Annotated in this window: 11 protein-coding genes, 6 tRNA genes and 2 other RNA genes; 11 read left to right on the top strand and 8 right to left on the bottom strand. The window is 52.2% G+C overall.

What is annotated here, in order from left to right; genetic code table 11:
* The first annotated feature begins 272 nt into the window (after window positions 1-272).
* Complete coding sequence (locus DSD31_RS07100) at window positions 273-1,475, top strand: NupC/NupG family nucleoside CNT transporter (RefSeq protein WP_004865408.1); 1,203 nt, start codon at window positions 273-275, stop codon at window positions 1,473-1,475.
* 42 nt (window positions 1,476-1,517) lie between these two features.
* Here the strand turns inward: DSD31_RS07100 and DSD31_RS07095 are convergent, their stop codons facing one another.
* The 3 genes from DSD31_RS07095 to DSD31_RS07085 all read right to left on the bottom strand — a co-directional run bounded on the left by DSD31_RS07095 (window position 1,518) and on the right by DSD31_RS07085 (window position 4,101).
* Window positions 1,518-3,698, bottom strand: a complete 2,181-nt coding sequence (locus tag DSD31_RS07095; protein ID WP_015583741.1) for a sensor domain-containing phosphodiesterase — start codon at window positions 3,696-3,698, stop codon at window positions 1,518-1,520.
* Window positions 3,699-3,909: 211 nt separating this feature from the next.
* A tRNA-Ala gene (locus DSD31_RS07090) sits at window positions 3,910-3,985 on the bottom strand.
* A 40-nt stretch (window positions 3,986-4,025) separates the two neighbouring features.
* A tRNA-Ala gene (locus tag DSD31_RS07085) sits at window positions 4,026-4,101 on the bottom strand.
* 219 nt (window positions 4,102-4,320) lie between these two features.
* Between DSD31_RS07085 and DSD31_RS07080 the strand changes: the two genes are divergently transcribed.
* Window positions 4,321-4,674: a YfeC-like transcriptional regulator gene (locus DSD31_RS07080; RefSeq protein ID WP_088911900.1), complete on the top strand. Its 354-nt coding sequence runs from the start codon at window positions 4,321-4,323 to the stop codon at window positions 4,672-4,674.
* A gap of 4 nt (window positions 4,675-4,678) precedes the next feature.
* A complete protein-coding gene (locus DSD31_RS07075) occupies window positions 4,679-5,071 on the top strand; it encodes a YfeC-like transcriptional regulator (RefSeq protein WP_015583740.1) in 393 nt (130 codons plus the stop codon).
* A gap of 60 nt (window positions 5,072-5,131) precedes the next feature.
* On the opposite strand, the gene gltX is transcribed toward DSD31_RS07075, so the two are convergent.
* Window positions 5,132-6,550, bottom strand: coding sequence for a glutamate--tRNA ligase (gene gltX, locus DSD31_RS07070; RefSeq protein WP_004865422.1), 1,419 nt, complete (start codon window positions 6,548-6,550; stop codon window positions 5,132-5,134).
* 259 nt (window positions 6,551-6,809) lie between these two features.
* Here gltX and DSD31_RS07060 point away from each other — a divergent pair.
* From DSD31_RS07060 to DSD31_RS07035, 6 genes are all read left to right on the top strand, one after another.
* Window positions 6,810-6,885, top strand: a tRNA-Val gene (locus DSD31_RS07060).
* 42 nt (window positions 6,886-6,927) lie between these two features.
* Window positions 6,928-7,003, top strand: a tRNA-Val gene (locus tag DSD31_RS07055).
* Window positions 7,004-7,049: 46 nt separating this feature from the next.
* Window positions 7,050-7,125 (top strand) — tRNA-Val (locus tag DSD31_RS07050).
* Between the two features lie 4 nt (window positions 7,126-7,129).
* Window positions 7,130-7,205: transfer RNA gene (locus tag DSD31_RS07045), tRNA-Lys, on the top strand.
* 43 nt (window positions 7,206-7,248) lie between these two features.
* Window positions 7,249-7,385: non-coding RNA, RtT sRNA (locus tag DSD31_RS07040), on the top strand.
* A gap of 26 nt (window positions 7,386-7,411) precedes the next feature.
* A non-coding RNA gene (locus DSD31_RS07035) (RtT sRNA) lies at window positions 7,412-7,536 on the top strand.
* 56 nt (window positions 7,537-7,592) lie between these two features.
* Here DSD31_RS07035 and DSD31_RS07030 read toward each other — a convergent pair.
* On the bottom strand, window positions 7,593-8,519 hold the full coding sequence (locus tag DSD31_RS07030) for a LysR family transcriptional regulator (protein WP_004865428.1): 927 nt from the start codon (window positions 8,517-8,519) through the stop codon (window positions 7,593-7,595).
* Between the two features lie 89 nt (window positions 8,520-8,608).
* Between DSD31_RS07030 and DSD31_RS07025 the strand changes: the two genes are divergently transcribed.
* On the top strand, window positions 8,609-9,607 hold the full coding sequence (locus DSD31_RS07025) for a bile acid:sodium symporter family protein (RefSeq protein WP_004865433.1): 999 nt from the start codon (window positions 8,609-8,611) through the stop codon (window positions 9,605-9,607).
* On the opposite strand, the gene DSD31_RS07020 is transcribed toward DSD31_RS07025, so the two are convergent.
* From DSD31_RS07020 to zipA, 3 genes are all read right to left on the bottom strand, one after another.
* Complete coding sequence (locus DSD31_RS07020; RefSeq protein WP_004865436.1) at window positions 9,604-9,822, bottom strand: DUF3820 family protein; 219 nt, start codon at window positions 9,820-9,822, stop codon at window positions 9,604-9,606. The two genes, DSD31_RS07025 and DSD31_RS07020, sit on opposite strands and share 4 nt — an antisense overlap.
* 1 nt (window position 9,823) lies before the next feature.
* Window positions 9,824-11,839 (bottom strand): NAD-dependent DNA ligase LigA, encoded by a 2,016-nt coding sequence (gene ligA / locus DSD31_RS07015; RefSeq protein WP_004865440.1) that lies wholly within the window; start codon window positions 11,837-11,839, stop codon window positions 9,824-9,826.
* A gap of 74 nt (window positions 11,840-11,913) precedes the next feature.
* Window positions 11,914-12,948 carry a cell division protein ZipA gene (zipA, locus tag DSD31_RS07010; protein WP_015583739.1) on the bottom strand — a complete coding sequence of 345 codons (1,035 nt, stop codon included), beginning with the start codon at window positions 12,946-12,948 and terminating at the stop codon, window positions 11,914-11,916.
* A gap of 230 nt (window positions 12,949-13,178) precedes the next feature.
* Here zipA and cysZ point away from each other — a divergent pair, with 230 nt between their 5' ends.
* Window positions 13,179-13,940 (top strand): sulfate transporter CysZ, encoded by a 762-nt coding sequence (gene cysZ, locus DSD31_RS07005; protein WP_064356788.1) that lies wholly within the window; start codon window positions 13,179-13,181, stop codon window positions 13,938-13,940.
* The last annotated feature ends 144 nt before the right edge of the window (window positions 13,941-14,084 follow it).

Below are 14,084 nucleotides of genomic sequence, written 5' to 3'. Positions count from 1 at the left end.
AAGATGATCATTATTGCTTTGATAGGGGGGAACGATAGCGGCTAACAACGAAAAAAGTGGCATTGATGAATTTGCATCTCGCCAGATCACAGATTAGTACAATCTAAGCAACTTTTAAAACCTTTACGCTACATAACAAAAATGTATGTTTGATCACTAATTTGGTGATTAGTCACAGTTCATTGCAATAGTGTGGATTTGATCTCGTTTTCTTTGGTCTTGTTACATAGAATGTGCACAGAAATTTAACCTGCCTCATATTTGGAGCAAATATGGACCGCGTCTTGCATTTTATCCTCGCGATCGTAGTGGTGGCTATACTGGCCCTTCTGGTCAGCCATAACCGTAAACAAATTCGTATTCGTTATGTTATTCAATTACTTGTCATTGAAGTTTTGCTGGCATGGTTCTTCCTGAACTCTGATATCGGTCTGGGTTTTGTGAAAGGCTTCTCCGAGATGTTCGAAAAACTTCTCGGCTTTGCAAACGAAGGGACAAACTTTGTTTTCGGCAATATGAATGACAAAGGCCTGGCTTTCTTCTTCCTGAAAGTTCTCTGCCCTATCGTCTTTATCTCTGCGCTGATCGGGATTTTGCAGCATATTCGTATCCTGCCTATCGTCATTCGCGCCATTGGTACCGTGCTGTCCAAGATTAACGGCATGGGCAAACTGGAATCATTCAACGCCGTCAGTTCCCTGATTCTGGGCCAGTCAGAAAACTTTATCGCCTATAAAGATATTCTGGGCAAAATGTCGCGCAACCGGATGTACACCATGGCTGCGACCGCGATGTCGACCGTCTCCATGTCTATCGTCGGCGCCTACATGACGATGCTGCAGCCTAAATATGTCGTAGCTGCGCTGGTGCTCAACATGTTCAGTACCTTTATTGTCCTGTCGCTGATTAACCCGTATCGCGTCGAAGAAAGCGAAGAAAACCTGCAGATGTCCAACCTGCATGAAGGTCAGAGCTTCTTTGAAATGCTGGGTGAATACATTCTGGCAGGCTTTAAAGTTGCCATTATCGTTGCAGCCATGTTGATCGGTTTCATCGCCTTGATCTCCGCGCTGAACGCCCTGTTCGCTACCGTTACCGGCTGGTTTGGCTACAGCATCTCCTTCCAGGGGATCCTTGGCTACATCTTCTATCCGGTTGCCTGGGTGATGGGCGTACCGGCAGGGGAAGCGCTGCAGGTGGGCAGTATTATGGCCACCAAACTGGTTTCGAACGAGTTTGTGGCGATGATGGATCTGCAGAAAATTGCCAGCACGCTCTCTCCGCGCGCTGAAGGCATTATCTCTATCTTCCTGGTCTCCTTCGCCAACTTCTCCTCTATCGGGATTATTGCCGGGGCGATTAAAGGTCTGAACGAAGAACAGGGTAACGTGGTTTCCCGCTTTGGTCTGAAGCTGGTTTACGGCTCGACTCTGGTGAGCGTGCTCTCGGCGTCTATTGCCGCGCTGGTTCTGTAAGCTGACAAGATAATAAAAAAGCCGGGGCTTGCCCCGGCTTTTTTACGTCTGCAGCTCACTGAGCGGCCGCGGCCTGCCGATTAAATATCCCTGCAAATAGTCGACGCCTAATGCCAGCAGTTTCTCTTTTTGCTCTTCCGTCTCGACGTACTCCGCCACCACCGTCATATTTTTAACTTTCGCCACTTCAATAATGGATTTAATCATAATCGCATCCAGCGGGTCGCTCTCGAGATCGCGAACAAAGCAGCCGTCAATCTTTACGATATCCGCCTGCAGGCGCTTCAGGCGTTCGTAGTTGGCATAGCCCGTACCAAAATCATCAATGGCGATAGCGCAGCCAAAATCGCGCAGCAGCTGAATGTTATGCATACTCCCTCCCGCATCGCTGAACGCCTGCTCTTCGGTAATCTCGATGGTAATGGCCTCCGGTGACAGCTGATAACGTTTAAACAAGGCGATAATCTGCGCGGCGCTATCATTTTGCATCAACGTGTAAGGCAGCAAATTAACGGAAAAATGTTGTCCCGGATATTGATACAGCGTGCTGAAAAGCATCTCCAGCACCAGCATGTCAAAACGCTGGCTCAGGTTGAACTGAACAATCAGCGGAATAAACTGGTCCGGCGTCATCATCAATTGGCCGCATCGCATCCGCGTCAGGATTTCATGATACCCCTCGCCCGCCGAATTCTGGATGGGCTGAGCATACAGCTCAATATCGCGTTCATTCAGCGCCCGCTTCACCTGGGTTAACATCCGAACCTGCTCGCTGGTTTGGTCAGAAACCTGCTCTTGCGCGGCGTCCAGCGCCAGCACCTGCCGACCGTTCCCCGCCTGTTCTGACAGCCAGCTCAGTTGGCCCAGCATGGGATGCAGGTCTTCTTCGATACCGCGATGTCTTGCCCACGCCGCGCCAAATTCCAGCTCCAGCGTTTGATTATGCCAGCTGAACTTCTTGTGATTCAGCATCGCCACCATATGGCCCAGCCGCGCGGAAGGCTCTGGCCCGCCTAAAACCAGTAATAACTCGCTCCCCGGCAGCTGGAAGAGTTCATCCCTTTCCCCCAGCAGCGGCCGTAGCTTGCTGGCAATTTGCTGTTTGCAATGCACCCGCATCATCATGCCGTAATGACGACTGAGAAAATCCAGGTTAGCGATCCGTAAGCTGCTGATGACGAAATCAGCATCCTGGCGTAGATAGCATTCCAGCGCACGCAGATTCGGGAGCCCGGTTAATGGATCTTCCTGGGCCTGATCCCGCCATCTGAGTTTAATCCGTTCGTTCTGACCGTAAATATCTACCATATAAAACAAACAGATGGTAAATGAGATCAGCACGGAAAGCACAAATGAAAGAGAGTATTCAGTCTGGACACCTTGCAGAAAATTTCGATTATAGGCAACGAGTAAAAACGCCGAAACGGACCAGGAAATACGAATTAATACATGGCCCAGGCGGCTAATGCCGATAAAATAGAGAATGAAAATAAGTGGGACTAAATAGCCTGCAATATAGTCAGCTTCATAGGGGGCGCAAAGCACCAGTAATATAGTCGCCAGCGCCATAAACCAGTACAGAGTAAATGCCCGACGCTCACGGGTAAACCACGGCTGGCAATGACGCCGCCAGAATAATTTAGCGTAACGTGGACTGATAATCATCCGCATTGGGTAATAAAAGAAGGTAGTAAATATTAATGCAGCGCTGATCAGGCTTTGTATATCAATAATGGTATATACAGCCGGCATCCCTTTGAAATAACTAGAGATAGCCAGCGGAAATGAGAAAAACACACCAACCAGATACATCGTCAGTTTCATTAACATCGGTGCAAAAAAACCGCCCCAGAAAATCCGCGTCCCCATATGTTTTGCCGTCAGCCCACTGCGCCAGGTTCTGCCAATCAGCATTCTGACAATCGCGCAGGACACCAGCACTGAGAATAGCTGGCAAAATAGCAGCAGCACCGACTGTAAGACCGTCAGGGGAAGGATGATATGATTAGTAATAGCAAAAGAAATAATTAATGGGGCGATTGCGTAGCGGCCAAAAATAAAGATAACAGCGTACATCATACTTAATGGCAGCCAGGCGAGAAAAACCTGATTTCCGTCGACAATAGTCAGAGGTGAAATAAATCTGGCTATTGGGATCGAAATTAAACAAACTACCAACGCAAGTAACGTTTTTCTAATATTAATGTTAAAGTTATCAATCATTATTGTTAATAAAAACTCCGGCGCTGGGCAATGCTGTTTTATATTAAATAAAATACTAAAGGGGATAATAAATTCAGGCAAGAAAATAACCTGAGGATGAATCTTAAATTACATAGAATTCTAATGGCTGTAAGTTTACTGACTTAACCAGAAAGTGCTTTACATTCGCGATGGCAAAAAAAAACCCCCGCCGTAGCGAGGGTTCTGAATTTGGTGGAGCTAAGCGGGATCGAACCGCTGACCTCTTGCATGCCATGCAAGCGCTCTCCCAGCTGAGCTATAGCCCCACAAAGTGTTTTACGAACCAAACCTGATGGGAACAGAGTTTGGTGGAGCTAAGCGGGATCGAACCGCTGACCTCTTGCATGCCATGCAAGCGCTCTCCCAGCTGAGCTATAGCCCCGAACCGTAAAACGTGTCGTGTTGACGGGCGGCATAATATGAATTCCTTCGTCAGGTGTCAACGGCAAAATGAAGCCTCGCAATTTGATCGCTGAAAAAGCAGGCAACTCGCTGACATTGCGAGCCTTATCGCAGGTAGACGTTAAACATGTCACTCTTTCGCGTAAAAGGATGCTATAACATGAGCAACTAATTCCCACATTTTTACTCAGGAAATAGTATGCTCAAGGAACGAATGACACCTGAAGAAATTGCGCATCTTACCGGGTTCAGCCGGCAGACGATCAATAAATGGGTACGTAAGGAGGGATGGCAAACATCACCTCGTCCCGGCGTGCAGGGCGGTAAGGCGCGTCTCGTACACGTTAATGAGCAGGTCAAAGAATTTATTCGCAGCGCACAGCGCGTGGCGGAACCCTCCCCTTCTTATTCTTCGGCAGAAAACGACCTTGAACCCTTGCTGCTGACGCTCAGTAAAGAGATGACTCCCGGGGAACAAAAACAGCTGATGTCGCTACTGTTGCGCGAAGGTATTCGCGGGTTGCTCCAGCGACTGGATATTCGTGACCAGTAATATAATGATGAAACTAAAAGATAAAATGACGCCAGCAGAGCTGGCAGATTGCCTTGGGCTGGCCAGACAAACGATTAACCGCTGGGTCAGAGAACAAAAATGGCGCACCGAGACTATTCCCGGCGTAAAGGGTGGCCGCGCTCGCCTGATCATTATTGATAAGCCGGTCCTCGATTTTCTGGCCAATATTCCGGCACTCCGTCATCTGCTGACCGAGCATCAGCTGGCAGAACCGTCCAGCCACTATTTTGTTAACGATGCTGGCGCTATCTGGCGACAGATTGCCGAAACGCTGCATCTGATGACGACTGAAGAGCAGCAGCGCCTGCGGGACCTTCTCGCCCGTGAAGGAATCAGTGGGTTCTTGTCACGTCTCGGTATTGCCAGTCAGAAATAGGTAAAAAAAACGGCAGGATATACCCTGCCGCTTCGTTACGCTTCGAGGAGCAATTCTGAATCAGGATTGCTGGCTTTCGCGTTCTGCAATAAAGGTCAGCGCTTTATTGATACGCTCTACGCTGCGGGATTTACCGATCGCATGTACAGTCACATCAAGAGCCGGTGACTGGCCTGCCCCGGTCACTGCAACGCGCAGCGGCATCCCGACTTTACCCATCCCGACTTCCAGCTCATCCGCCGTCGCCTGAATAGCATGGTGAACATTTTCTGCTGTCCAGTCAGTGATCGCGGCCAGTTTGTCACGCACGACTTCCAGCGGCTGACGAGCAACCGGACGCAGGTGTTTCTTCGCCGCGTCCGCATCAAACTCGTCAAACTCCTCGTAGAAATAACGGCAGCTTGCCGCCATCTCTTTCAGAGTTTTGCAACGTTCACCCAGCAGAGTAACCAGTTCAGCCAGCTGCGGACCGTTACGGGTATCGATATTTTCCTGCTCAATATGCCACTGCAGATAAGTCGCTACGTATTCCGGCGCCATCGAATTAATATAGTGATGGTTCAGCCACAGCAGTTTATCCGTGTTGAATGCGCTGGCCGATTTGCTTACCGCTCCAAGGGAGAACAGCTTGATCATCTCTTCACGGCTGAAGATCTCCTGATCGCCGCTGGACCAGCCCAGACGCACCAGGTAGTTCAGTAGCGCTTCCGGCAGGTAGCCATCATCGCGATACTGCATGACGCTCACGGCACCGTGACGTTTGGAGAGTTTCTTACCGTCATCACCATTAATCATGGAAACGTGGGCATATACCGGGACCGGGGCGTTCAGCGCTTTCAGGATATTGATCTGACGCGGGGTGTTGTTGATATGATCTTCACCGCGGATCACGTGGGTGATCTCCATATCCCAGTCATCCACAACCACGCAGAAGTTGTAGGTCGGAGAACCATCGGTACGACGGATGATCAGATCGTCAAGTTCCTGGTTGCTGAATTCGATTGGCCCACGGATCTGGTCGTCAAAAATAACGGATCCGTCCTGCGGGTTAGCAAAACGTACGACGCAAGGTTCGTTATCGGCATGATGTTCATGGCCGTGGCGGCAGCGTCCGTCATAACGCGGCTTTTCACCGTTTGCCATCTGCTCTTCACGCAGCGCGTCCAGACGTTCTTTGGAGCAATAGCATTTATAAGCGGTACCCGCTTCCAGCATTTCATCAATGACGGCGTTATAGCGGTCAAAACGTTTGGTCTGGAAGTACGGACCTTCATCCCATTCCAGATTCAGCCAGTTCATCCCATCCATGATGGCTTCAATTGCTTCCGGCGTTGAGCGTTCAAGATCGGTGTCTTCAATACGCAGTACAAACTCACCGTCGTTATGACGAGCAAAAAGCCAGGAATAGAGAGCAGTACGCGCGCCGCCAACGTGCAGATAGCCTGTCGGGCTGGGCGCGAAGCGAGTTTTGATTTTCATGAAATGGCCTTACGTTTAATAAAGATGCCGACAACCGGCAGAGTCCGTGGGTATTTATGGGTGAATATTCTAACACCGTGGGCTGATTCCTCAATGTTGTTCAGGTCTGAACGTCACGCTTTGCTATTTTTGTTTATAAATCATGCTCCGCGGATGCTTTTGCGATCGTTTTGGCTAATTTTACGACGAACAAACAAATTATTTAGAAAAGGCGTTGACTCATTTTCAACTCTCCCTATAATGCGACTCCACACAGCGGGGGTGATTAGCTCAGCTGGGAGAGCACCTCCCTTACAAGGAGGGGGTCGGCGGTTCGAACCCGTCATCACCCACCACTACTTATGTAGTCTCCGCCGTGTAGCAAGAAATTGAGAAGTGGGTGATTAGCTCAGCTGGGAGAGCACCTCCCTTACAAGGAGGGGGTCGGCGGTTCGATCCCGTCATCACCCACCACTTTCTCGCCAGCTGGATTTCTTGTTAAAATGTGAAGTACCGAAGTGGGTGATTAGCTCAGCTGGGAGAGCACCTCCCTTACAAGGAGGGGGTCGGCGGTTCGATCCCGTCATCACCCACCACTTCGGGTCGTTAGCTCAGTTGGTAGAGCAGTTGACTTTTAATCAATTGGTCGCAGGTTCGAATCCTGCACGACCCACCATATTTAGAAAAAAGCGCCTTCAGGCGCTTTTTTCGTTTCTGAGCATCATGCCCGACCGTGCAGGATGAGAACCTGCCGCAGGTTCGACAAAATCGTCGGGAACGATTTTGCATCGCCGCATGCGGCGACCCGTAGGGCGAGTCTCAGGATGGGACGAGTGATATCCTGCACGACCCACCATATTCAGAAAAAAGCGCCTTCAGGCGCTTTTTTCGTTTCTGAGCACCATGCTCAACCGTGCAGGTTCGAGTCGAGCAAAGCGAGACAACGGAGTCGCTCGCGGCGACGGCCCGAAGGGCGAGCAAAGCGCGTTATCCTGCCCGGGCCACCAGCCCTATCCCTCACTTTAGTTTCTGTATGCCACGCTCGCCGCCACTGAAGCACGCTTCACCGCTGATACAGCGGATCGTCAGTTCTGCCCGCGGTCAGCGTATTTCCCTCTTCACGCACGACTTCCCATAACGCCTGCGCGGCGGTAGAGAGTGAACGATTTTTACGCTGCGCCAGCATCAGCTGACGCTCAACAACCGGAGTGAGTCGCTTGACCCGCAAATGGTTGCCCTGAGGCAGCGGTAGCGCCAGCGCCGGTAGAATGCTGATACCAATACCTGACTCCACCATCGGAAACAGCGTAGCCGGATGCCCAATCTCCTGCACAATATTGGCATCAATGCCAAAGCGCGCCAGCGCGGCATCAATCAGCGGCCGACTGCCGGAGGCGTAATCCTGCAATACCAGCCGCTGGCCGTGAAGCTCCTGCCAGTTCACCGATACTCTTTCGGCAAAAGGATGATCCTCCCGACATAAAAGCAAAAAAGGTTCCGCCAGCACCGTCTCACATTGCAGATCGGTCGCCGCACCGGGATCGATAACAATACCGAAATCCACCTCCCCCTGGCGGATACTTTCCAGCACCCACTGCTGCGGACGATCGTGCAGCACAAAGTCGATCTCCGGATAACGTTGGTTACTATGCGCAATGCATTGTGGGATCAGATGCGCTGAAATCGTCTGGCTGGCGGCCACCCGTACGGTTCCGGTTAACTGCTGTCCGACCCGTCCGGCATCACGCAGCGTGCTGTTCAGTTCATCCAGCAGCCGCTCAAGTCGACCGGCCAGCTGCTGTCCCGCCTCCGTCAGCACCACCTCCCGGGTCGTACGATCGAGTAAACGAACGCCGGTCTGGTGTTCCAGCTCTTTTACGCTATGGCTGACCGCAGACTGACTAAGACCAATGATCTCCCCTGCCCGGCTGAAGCTTTTTGCTCTGGCGACGGTGACGAAGACCTTCAACTGACGGAGCGAATAATTCATATTTTTTATTCATGAATGGATGCAATAAATTAATTTTATTTCTCAAAATAGAAAAAGCACAATAGCGATATCGATTTTCAGGAGCGTTTATGAAACTTTTCCGCATTCTTGATCCCTTTACTCTGACTCTTATCACCGTTGTGCTGCTGGCCTCTTTTTTTCCGGCCCGCGGCGGTTTTGTTCCCTTCTTTGAAAATTTAACCACCGCCGCCATTGCGCTGCTGTTTTTTATGCACGGGGCGAAACTCTCCCGCGAGGCCATCGTCGCCGGCGGCAGCCACTGGCGTTTACACCTGTGGGTTATGTGCAGCACGTTTGTGGTATTCCCTGTTTTAGGCGTGCTGTTTGCCTGGTGGGCGCCGATTAATGTCGACCCTGCGCTGTATACCGGATTTATCTATCTCTGCATTCTGCCTGCGACCGTTCAGTCAGCCATTGCCTTTACCTCGCTGGCAGGGGGTAACGTCGCGGCGGCCGTCTGCTCGGCATCGGCTTCAAGTCTGCTGGGGATATTTATTTCGCCGCTATTGGTCGGTCTGCTGATGAACCTGCACGGCGCCGGCGGCAATCTGGAACAGGTCGGTAAGATTATGCTGCAACTTCTGCTGCCGTTCGTTCTTGGCCATCTCTCTCGCCCATGGATTGGCGACTGGGTTGCCCGGCATAAAAAGTGGATCTCAAAAACCGACCAGACTTCGATTCTGCTGGTGGTCTATTCCGCATTTAGCGAGGCAGTAGTGAACGGCATCTGGCATAAAGTCGGCGTCGGCTCGTTACTCTTCATCGTGGTCGTCAGCCTGGTTCTGCTGGCTATCGTGATTGCCATTAATATCTTCGTCGCACGCAAATGCGGCTTTAATAAGGCCGATGAAATCACGATTGTTTTCTGTGGTTCGAAAAAGAGCCTGGCAAACGGGATACCGATGGCCAACATCCTCTTCCCGACGTCGATTCTGGGGATCATGGTGCTGCCGCTAATGATCTTCCATCAGATTCAGCTGATGGTGTGCGCCGTTCTGGCACGACGCTATAAACGACAGGCTGAAGCACGGCTGGCGCAGGAGAAAACCCGCGCCTCTGAGGCTTAACGAGGCTTCTTCAAGGGCTGAACCAGCTGGGTCAGCCCTTCTGTTTTAATCAACAAAGTTAATGCCATCAGCTCGCCAAGATGGCCGGCAGGAAACTGGTCTTTACGGGCAAACCACAGCAAATACTCTTCCGGCACATCAATCAGGCGACGGCCTTTGTATTTACCAAACGGCATGTCCGTATTAGCAATCTCAATGAGCTGATCCTTATCCACCTTATTCTCCCAGCAGCCGCAGCATTTCTGCTTCATCAATGACGGCGATGCCCAGCTCCTGCGCTTTAGCAAGTTTAGAGCCCGCCGCTTCGCCGGCAATCACCAGATCCGTTTTCTTCGAGACGCTGCCGGCGACTTTTGCCCCCAGCGCCATCAGCCGCGCCTTCGCATCATCGCGAGAAAGCTGGCTGAGACTGCCGGTCAGGACAACCGTTTTACCGGCAAACGGGCTATCAATCTCCTCGGCATTGACCACCACCGGCGCAGGCCAGTTGACCCCTTCCGCGCGGAGCTGCGCGATCACATCGCGGTTGTTCTCTTCAGCAAAGAAGTGAAAGACGTGCGTGGCCACGACAATTCCCACATCCGGCACTTTTTGCAGCTCCTCAATAGTAGCCTGCTCCAGCGCTTCAATCGTGGCGAAATAGGCCGCCAGCCCCGCTGCCGTTGCTTCACCGACCTCGCGAATACCTAATGCGTAGAGGAAACGAGCAAAGGTGGTTGCTTTTGATTTTTCCAGGGCATTAACCACGTTTTGTGCTGATTTAGGCCCCATTCGATCCAGACCGGTGAGTTTCCCGGCGGTTAAGCGGAAGAGATCTGCCGGAGTGTGGACGTACTCTTTCTCAACCAGCTGGTCGATAATTTTATCCCCCATGCCCTCCACATCTAACGCGCGGCGGGAGACAAAATGTTTTAGCGCTTCCTTACGCTGCGCACCGCAAATTAACCCGCCGGTACAGCGCGTTACCGCCTCGCCTTCGACCCGTTCAACATCAGAATTACACACCGGACAATGGGTCGGGAAGACGATCTCTCGCGTCTCCTCCGGGCGATCGGAGAGTACGACGTTGACGACCTGAGGAATCACGTCCCCCGCGCGGCGAATCACCACTTTATCGCCAATTCGCAGCCCCAGGCGCTCTATTTCATCGGCGTTGTGCAAAGTAGCATTGCTCACCAGAACACCGGCCACATGCACCGGCTCCAGGCGAGCCACTGGCGTGATGGCTCCGGTACGCCCTACCTGAAACTCGACGTCGCGCACAAAAGTCATTTGCTCCTGCGCCGGGAACTTAAACGCCACCGCCCAGCGCGGCGCACGGGCCACAAATCCAAGCTGTTCCTGAAGCGCCAGGGAATCGACTTTGATGACCACACCATCAATATCAAAACCTAAATTCGGACGGTCTTCTTCAACTTTACGGTAGTAAGTAAGCACTTCCTCTGGGGTATGGCAGAGCGTCACCCGGTCGCTAACCGGCAGCCCCCATGCCTTAAACTGCTGCAGACGGCCGGAATGGCTCTCCGGCAGCTCACCGCCAGTCAGCGCGCCCACGCCGTAACAAAAGAAAGTAAGCGGTCGCTTCGCCGTAATTCGCGGATCGAGCTGACGCAGAGAGCCTGCCGCCGCGTTTCGTGGGTTAGCAAACACTTTCCCTCCGGTACGGCGGGCCTCTTCATTAATTTTTTCGAAGCCGGCCTGCGGTAAGAAGACCTCGCCGCGAACTTCCAGCCGTTGTGGAATATTGTCGCCACGCAGTCTCAACGGGATGGCGCGAATTGTCCTGACGTTGGCGGTGATATCTTCGCCGGTGGTGCCATCGCCACGGGTTGCCGCCTGAACCAGGACGCCGTTTTCATACAAAATGCTGACCGCCAGCCCGTCCAGCTTTAGCTCACAGCAATAGATCAGGTCATCACTGCTCTTGAGTCGATCCTGAACGCGCTTATTGAAGGCAAGGAAGCTCTCTTCATCAAAGACGTTATCCAGCGACAGCATCGGAACCTCATGGCGGACCTGGCTGAATGACGCCAGCGGCGCCGCGCCCACGCGTTGGGTTGGAGAATCAGGGGTAATCAGATCCGGATGCTGAGCTTCGAGCTCGCGCAGTTCGCGCATTAACCGGTCATATTCCGCATCGGGAATCTCCGGGGTATCCATAACATGGTACAGATATTCATGATGGCGAAGCGTGGTTCGCAGTTCAGTTAGTTTTTGTTCGATCGGTTCCATATCACACCATCAATGATAAAAAACCCCCGGCAGGCGGGGGTTCTGGATTGGTAGACGAAACGCCGGGGAATAAATCAGGCGTTAGCCTCTTTAACTTCACGAATACGGTCCTGATATTCGCGCAGTTTTTGCGGGGTCATCATCCGACGCTGATCGTCCAGCACCACACCACCGACTTCATCGGCAATATACTGTGCAGATTGCAGCATCAGTTTAAAGTTTTGTAGCTCATCACCAAACGACGGCACCTGCATAAAGATCGTTACGCCAGGCGTAGTCATGTCGGCCATACCATCAGGATTGAAGGTACCCGGTTTAACCATATTTGCCAGGCTGAACAGAACCTGACCGCTGCCGTCCGGACTGAGATGGCGATGAAAAATATTCATATCACCAAATTTAAAGCCCGCCTGCTGGATGCTGTTAATCAGCACTTCGCCGTTAATCTGCGTGCCCTGGTGCGCAGAAACGTTCATGACGATAACCGTTTCTTTGCGTTCTTTTGGCTGCGGCGCTGGCGCTGGCTGCTGAGGCTCGGAGACCTGCGGTTCAGCTGCCGGCTGAGGCTGTGCGGCGACAGGCTGCGGCGCTGGCTGCTGTACCTGAGCAGGCTGTTGCGGCGCACTCTGAACTACCGGCTGCTGAGGCGACTGCTGAGGCTGATATTGCGGCGGCACAGGCTGCTGTGGCGCGACAGGTTGCGGTGGCTGTTGCACCTGAGGCGACGGTACATGAGGCTGCGGTGCCTGATGCTGAACGGGCTGCTGCCGTACCGGCTCTTCCGGACGCACAGGCTGCTGCACCTGACGCTCGTAAGGAGGCTGGTATTGGTGTTGCGGCGGCGCCTGACGAGGTGCTTCTTGCTCCCCATGCACGCCATTTGGGGCGTGGTTAACCCGGTGAACGCGAACTTCACCTACGCCTTCAACATCGTCATCAAAGTCATCGTTCTCAGACTCTTCGTCATCGCGAGACTTCATACGTTTCAGTGGGCGATCGCGAAACATCGAGGAACGTTCTTTACGGCTGGTCCAGAAACCGTGTACCAGTAAAGCGAGTATGGCGATCGCGCCAACAATGATTAATATCAGACGCAAATCCTGCATCATTATATTCTCTGTTGTTCTAACACCTTGCCACCACGGCAAACATTTACTCACTAAGAGTATTTGCCGATTACGTCGAGTGCAAGTGTGTCTACCGCTTTCACTACATAAAGATGAACTAAATCGTGCTTTTTGCTGTTTTTTCGAACATTTCCTAACTGGTTATTGTCTGACAACCCGATAAAATAAGCGGGCATTCAGTTAGGATGTCAAAAGAGGAGCATCGCCTGACCATGGTTTCAACATCCGCATCTACCCCGCGTAGCGGCGTCTACTATTTTTCGCAGGGCTGGAAACTGATCGGGCTGCCGGGGATTCGTCGTTACGTCTTTCTGCCTCTGTTAGTTAACATCATTTTGATGGGCGGCGCCTTCTGGTGGCTGTTCACCCGCCTGGATAGCTGGATCCCATCCTTAATGAACCATGTTCCGCAGTGGCTACAATGGCTGAACTATCTGCTGTGGCCCATCGTGGTCATCTCTATCCTGCTCGTGTTCGGGTACTTCTTCTCGACCATCGCCAACTGGATTGCCGCGCCGTTTAGCGGCCTGCTCGCAGAGCAGCTCGAAGCTCGTCTGACCGGCGCCACGCCGCCGGACGTGGGCATTTTTGGCATCATGAAAGACGTGCCGCGCATTATGAAGCGTGAGTGGCAAAAGTTCGCCTGGTACCTGCCGCGTGCAATCGTACTGCTGATACTCTATTTTATTCCCGGAATTGGCCAGACGCTGGCGCCGGTACTGTGGTTCCTGTTTAGCGCGTGGATGCTGGCGATTCAGTACTGCGACTACCCCTTCGACAACCACAAAGTGCCGTTTAAAACCATGCGCGAAGCGCTGCGGACCCGTAAAGTCACCAATATGCAGTTTGGCGCGCTGACCAGCCTGTTCACCATGATCCCGGTCCTCAACCTCGTTATCCTGCCGGTGGCCATTTGCGGCGCAACGGCCATGTGGGTCGATTGCTATCGCGATAAACACGCCATGTGGAAATAGCGCCCTCTCCTTGTGCCTAGTGCTTCAGGCCAGCAAACGCGTGGTCTGAAGCACAGCGGCTATATACCGCGCCTTATTCCTTCTGGCTTACCATTATTTCCCTTCCGAATATAGATATGCTAAATCCTTACTTCCGCATATTCT

The sequence above is a fragment of the Klebsiella sp. X13 genome, assembly GCF_003323835.1.
Classification (GTDB): domain Bacteria; phylum Pseudomonadota; class Gammaproteobacteria; order Enterobacterales; family Enterobacteriaceae; genus Klebsiella; species Klebsiella ornithinolytica.
Note: the sequence above shows the minus strand (reverse complement) of the source record. Positions and strands in the feature narration are given on the sequence as shown.

Coding starts and splice junctions, on each gene's coding strand:
- DSD31_RS07100 (WP_004865408.1), top strand. CDS start 273: ATGGACCGCGTCTTGCATTTTATCCTCGCGATCGTAGTGGTGGCTATA.
- DSD31_RS07095 (WP_015583741.1), bottom strand. CDS start 3,698: ATGATTGATAACTTTAACATTAATATTAGAAAAACGTTACTTGCGTTG.
- DSD31_RS07080 (WP_088911900.1), top strand. CDS start 4,321: ATGCTCAAGGAACGAATGACACCTGAAGAAATTGCGCATCTTACCGGG.
- DSD31_RS07075 (WP_015583740.1), top strand. CDS start 4,679: ATGATGAAACTAAAAGATAAAATGACGCCAGCAGAGCTGGCAGATTGC.
- gltX (WP_004865422.1), bottom strand. CDS start 6,550: ATGAAAATCAAAACTCGCTTCGCGCCCAGCCCGACAGGCTATCTGCAC.
- DSD31_RS07030 (WP_004865428.1), bottom strand. CDS start 8,519: ATGAATTATTCGCTCCGTCAGTTGAAGGTCTTCGTCACCGTCGCCAGA.
- DSD31_RS07025 (WP_004865433.1), top strand. CDS start 8,609: ATGAAACTTTTCCGCATTCTTGATCCCTTTACTCTGACTCTTATCACC.
- ligA (WP_004865440.1), bottom strand. CDS start 11,839: ATGGAACCGATCGAACAAAAACTAACTGAACTGCGAACCACGCTTCGC.
- zipA (WP_015583739.1), bottom strand. CDS start 12,948: ATGATGCAGGATTTGCGTCTGATATTAATCATTGTTGGCGCGATCGCC.
- cysZ (WP_064356788.1), top strand. CDS start 13,179: ATGGTTTCAACATCCGCATCTACCCCGCGTAGCGGCGTCTACTATTTT.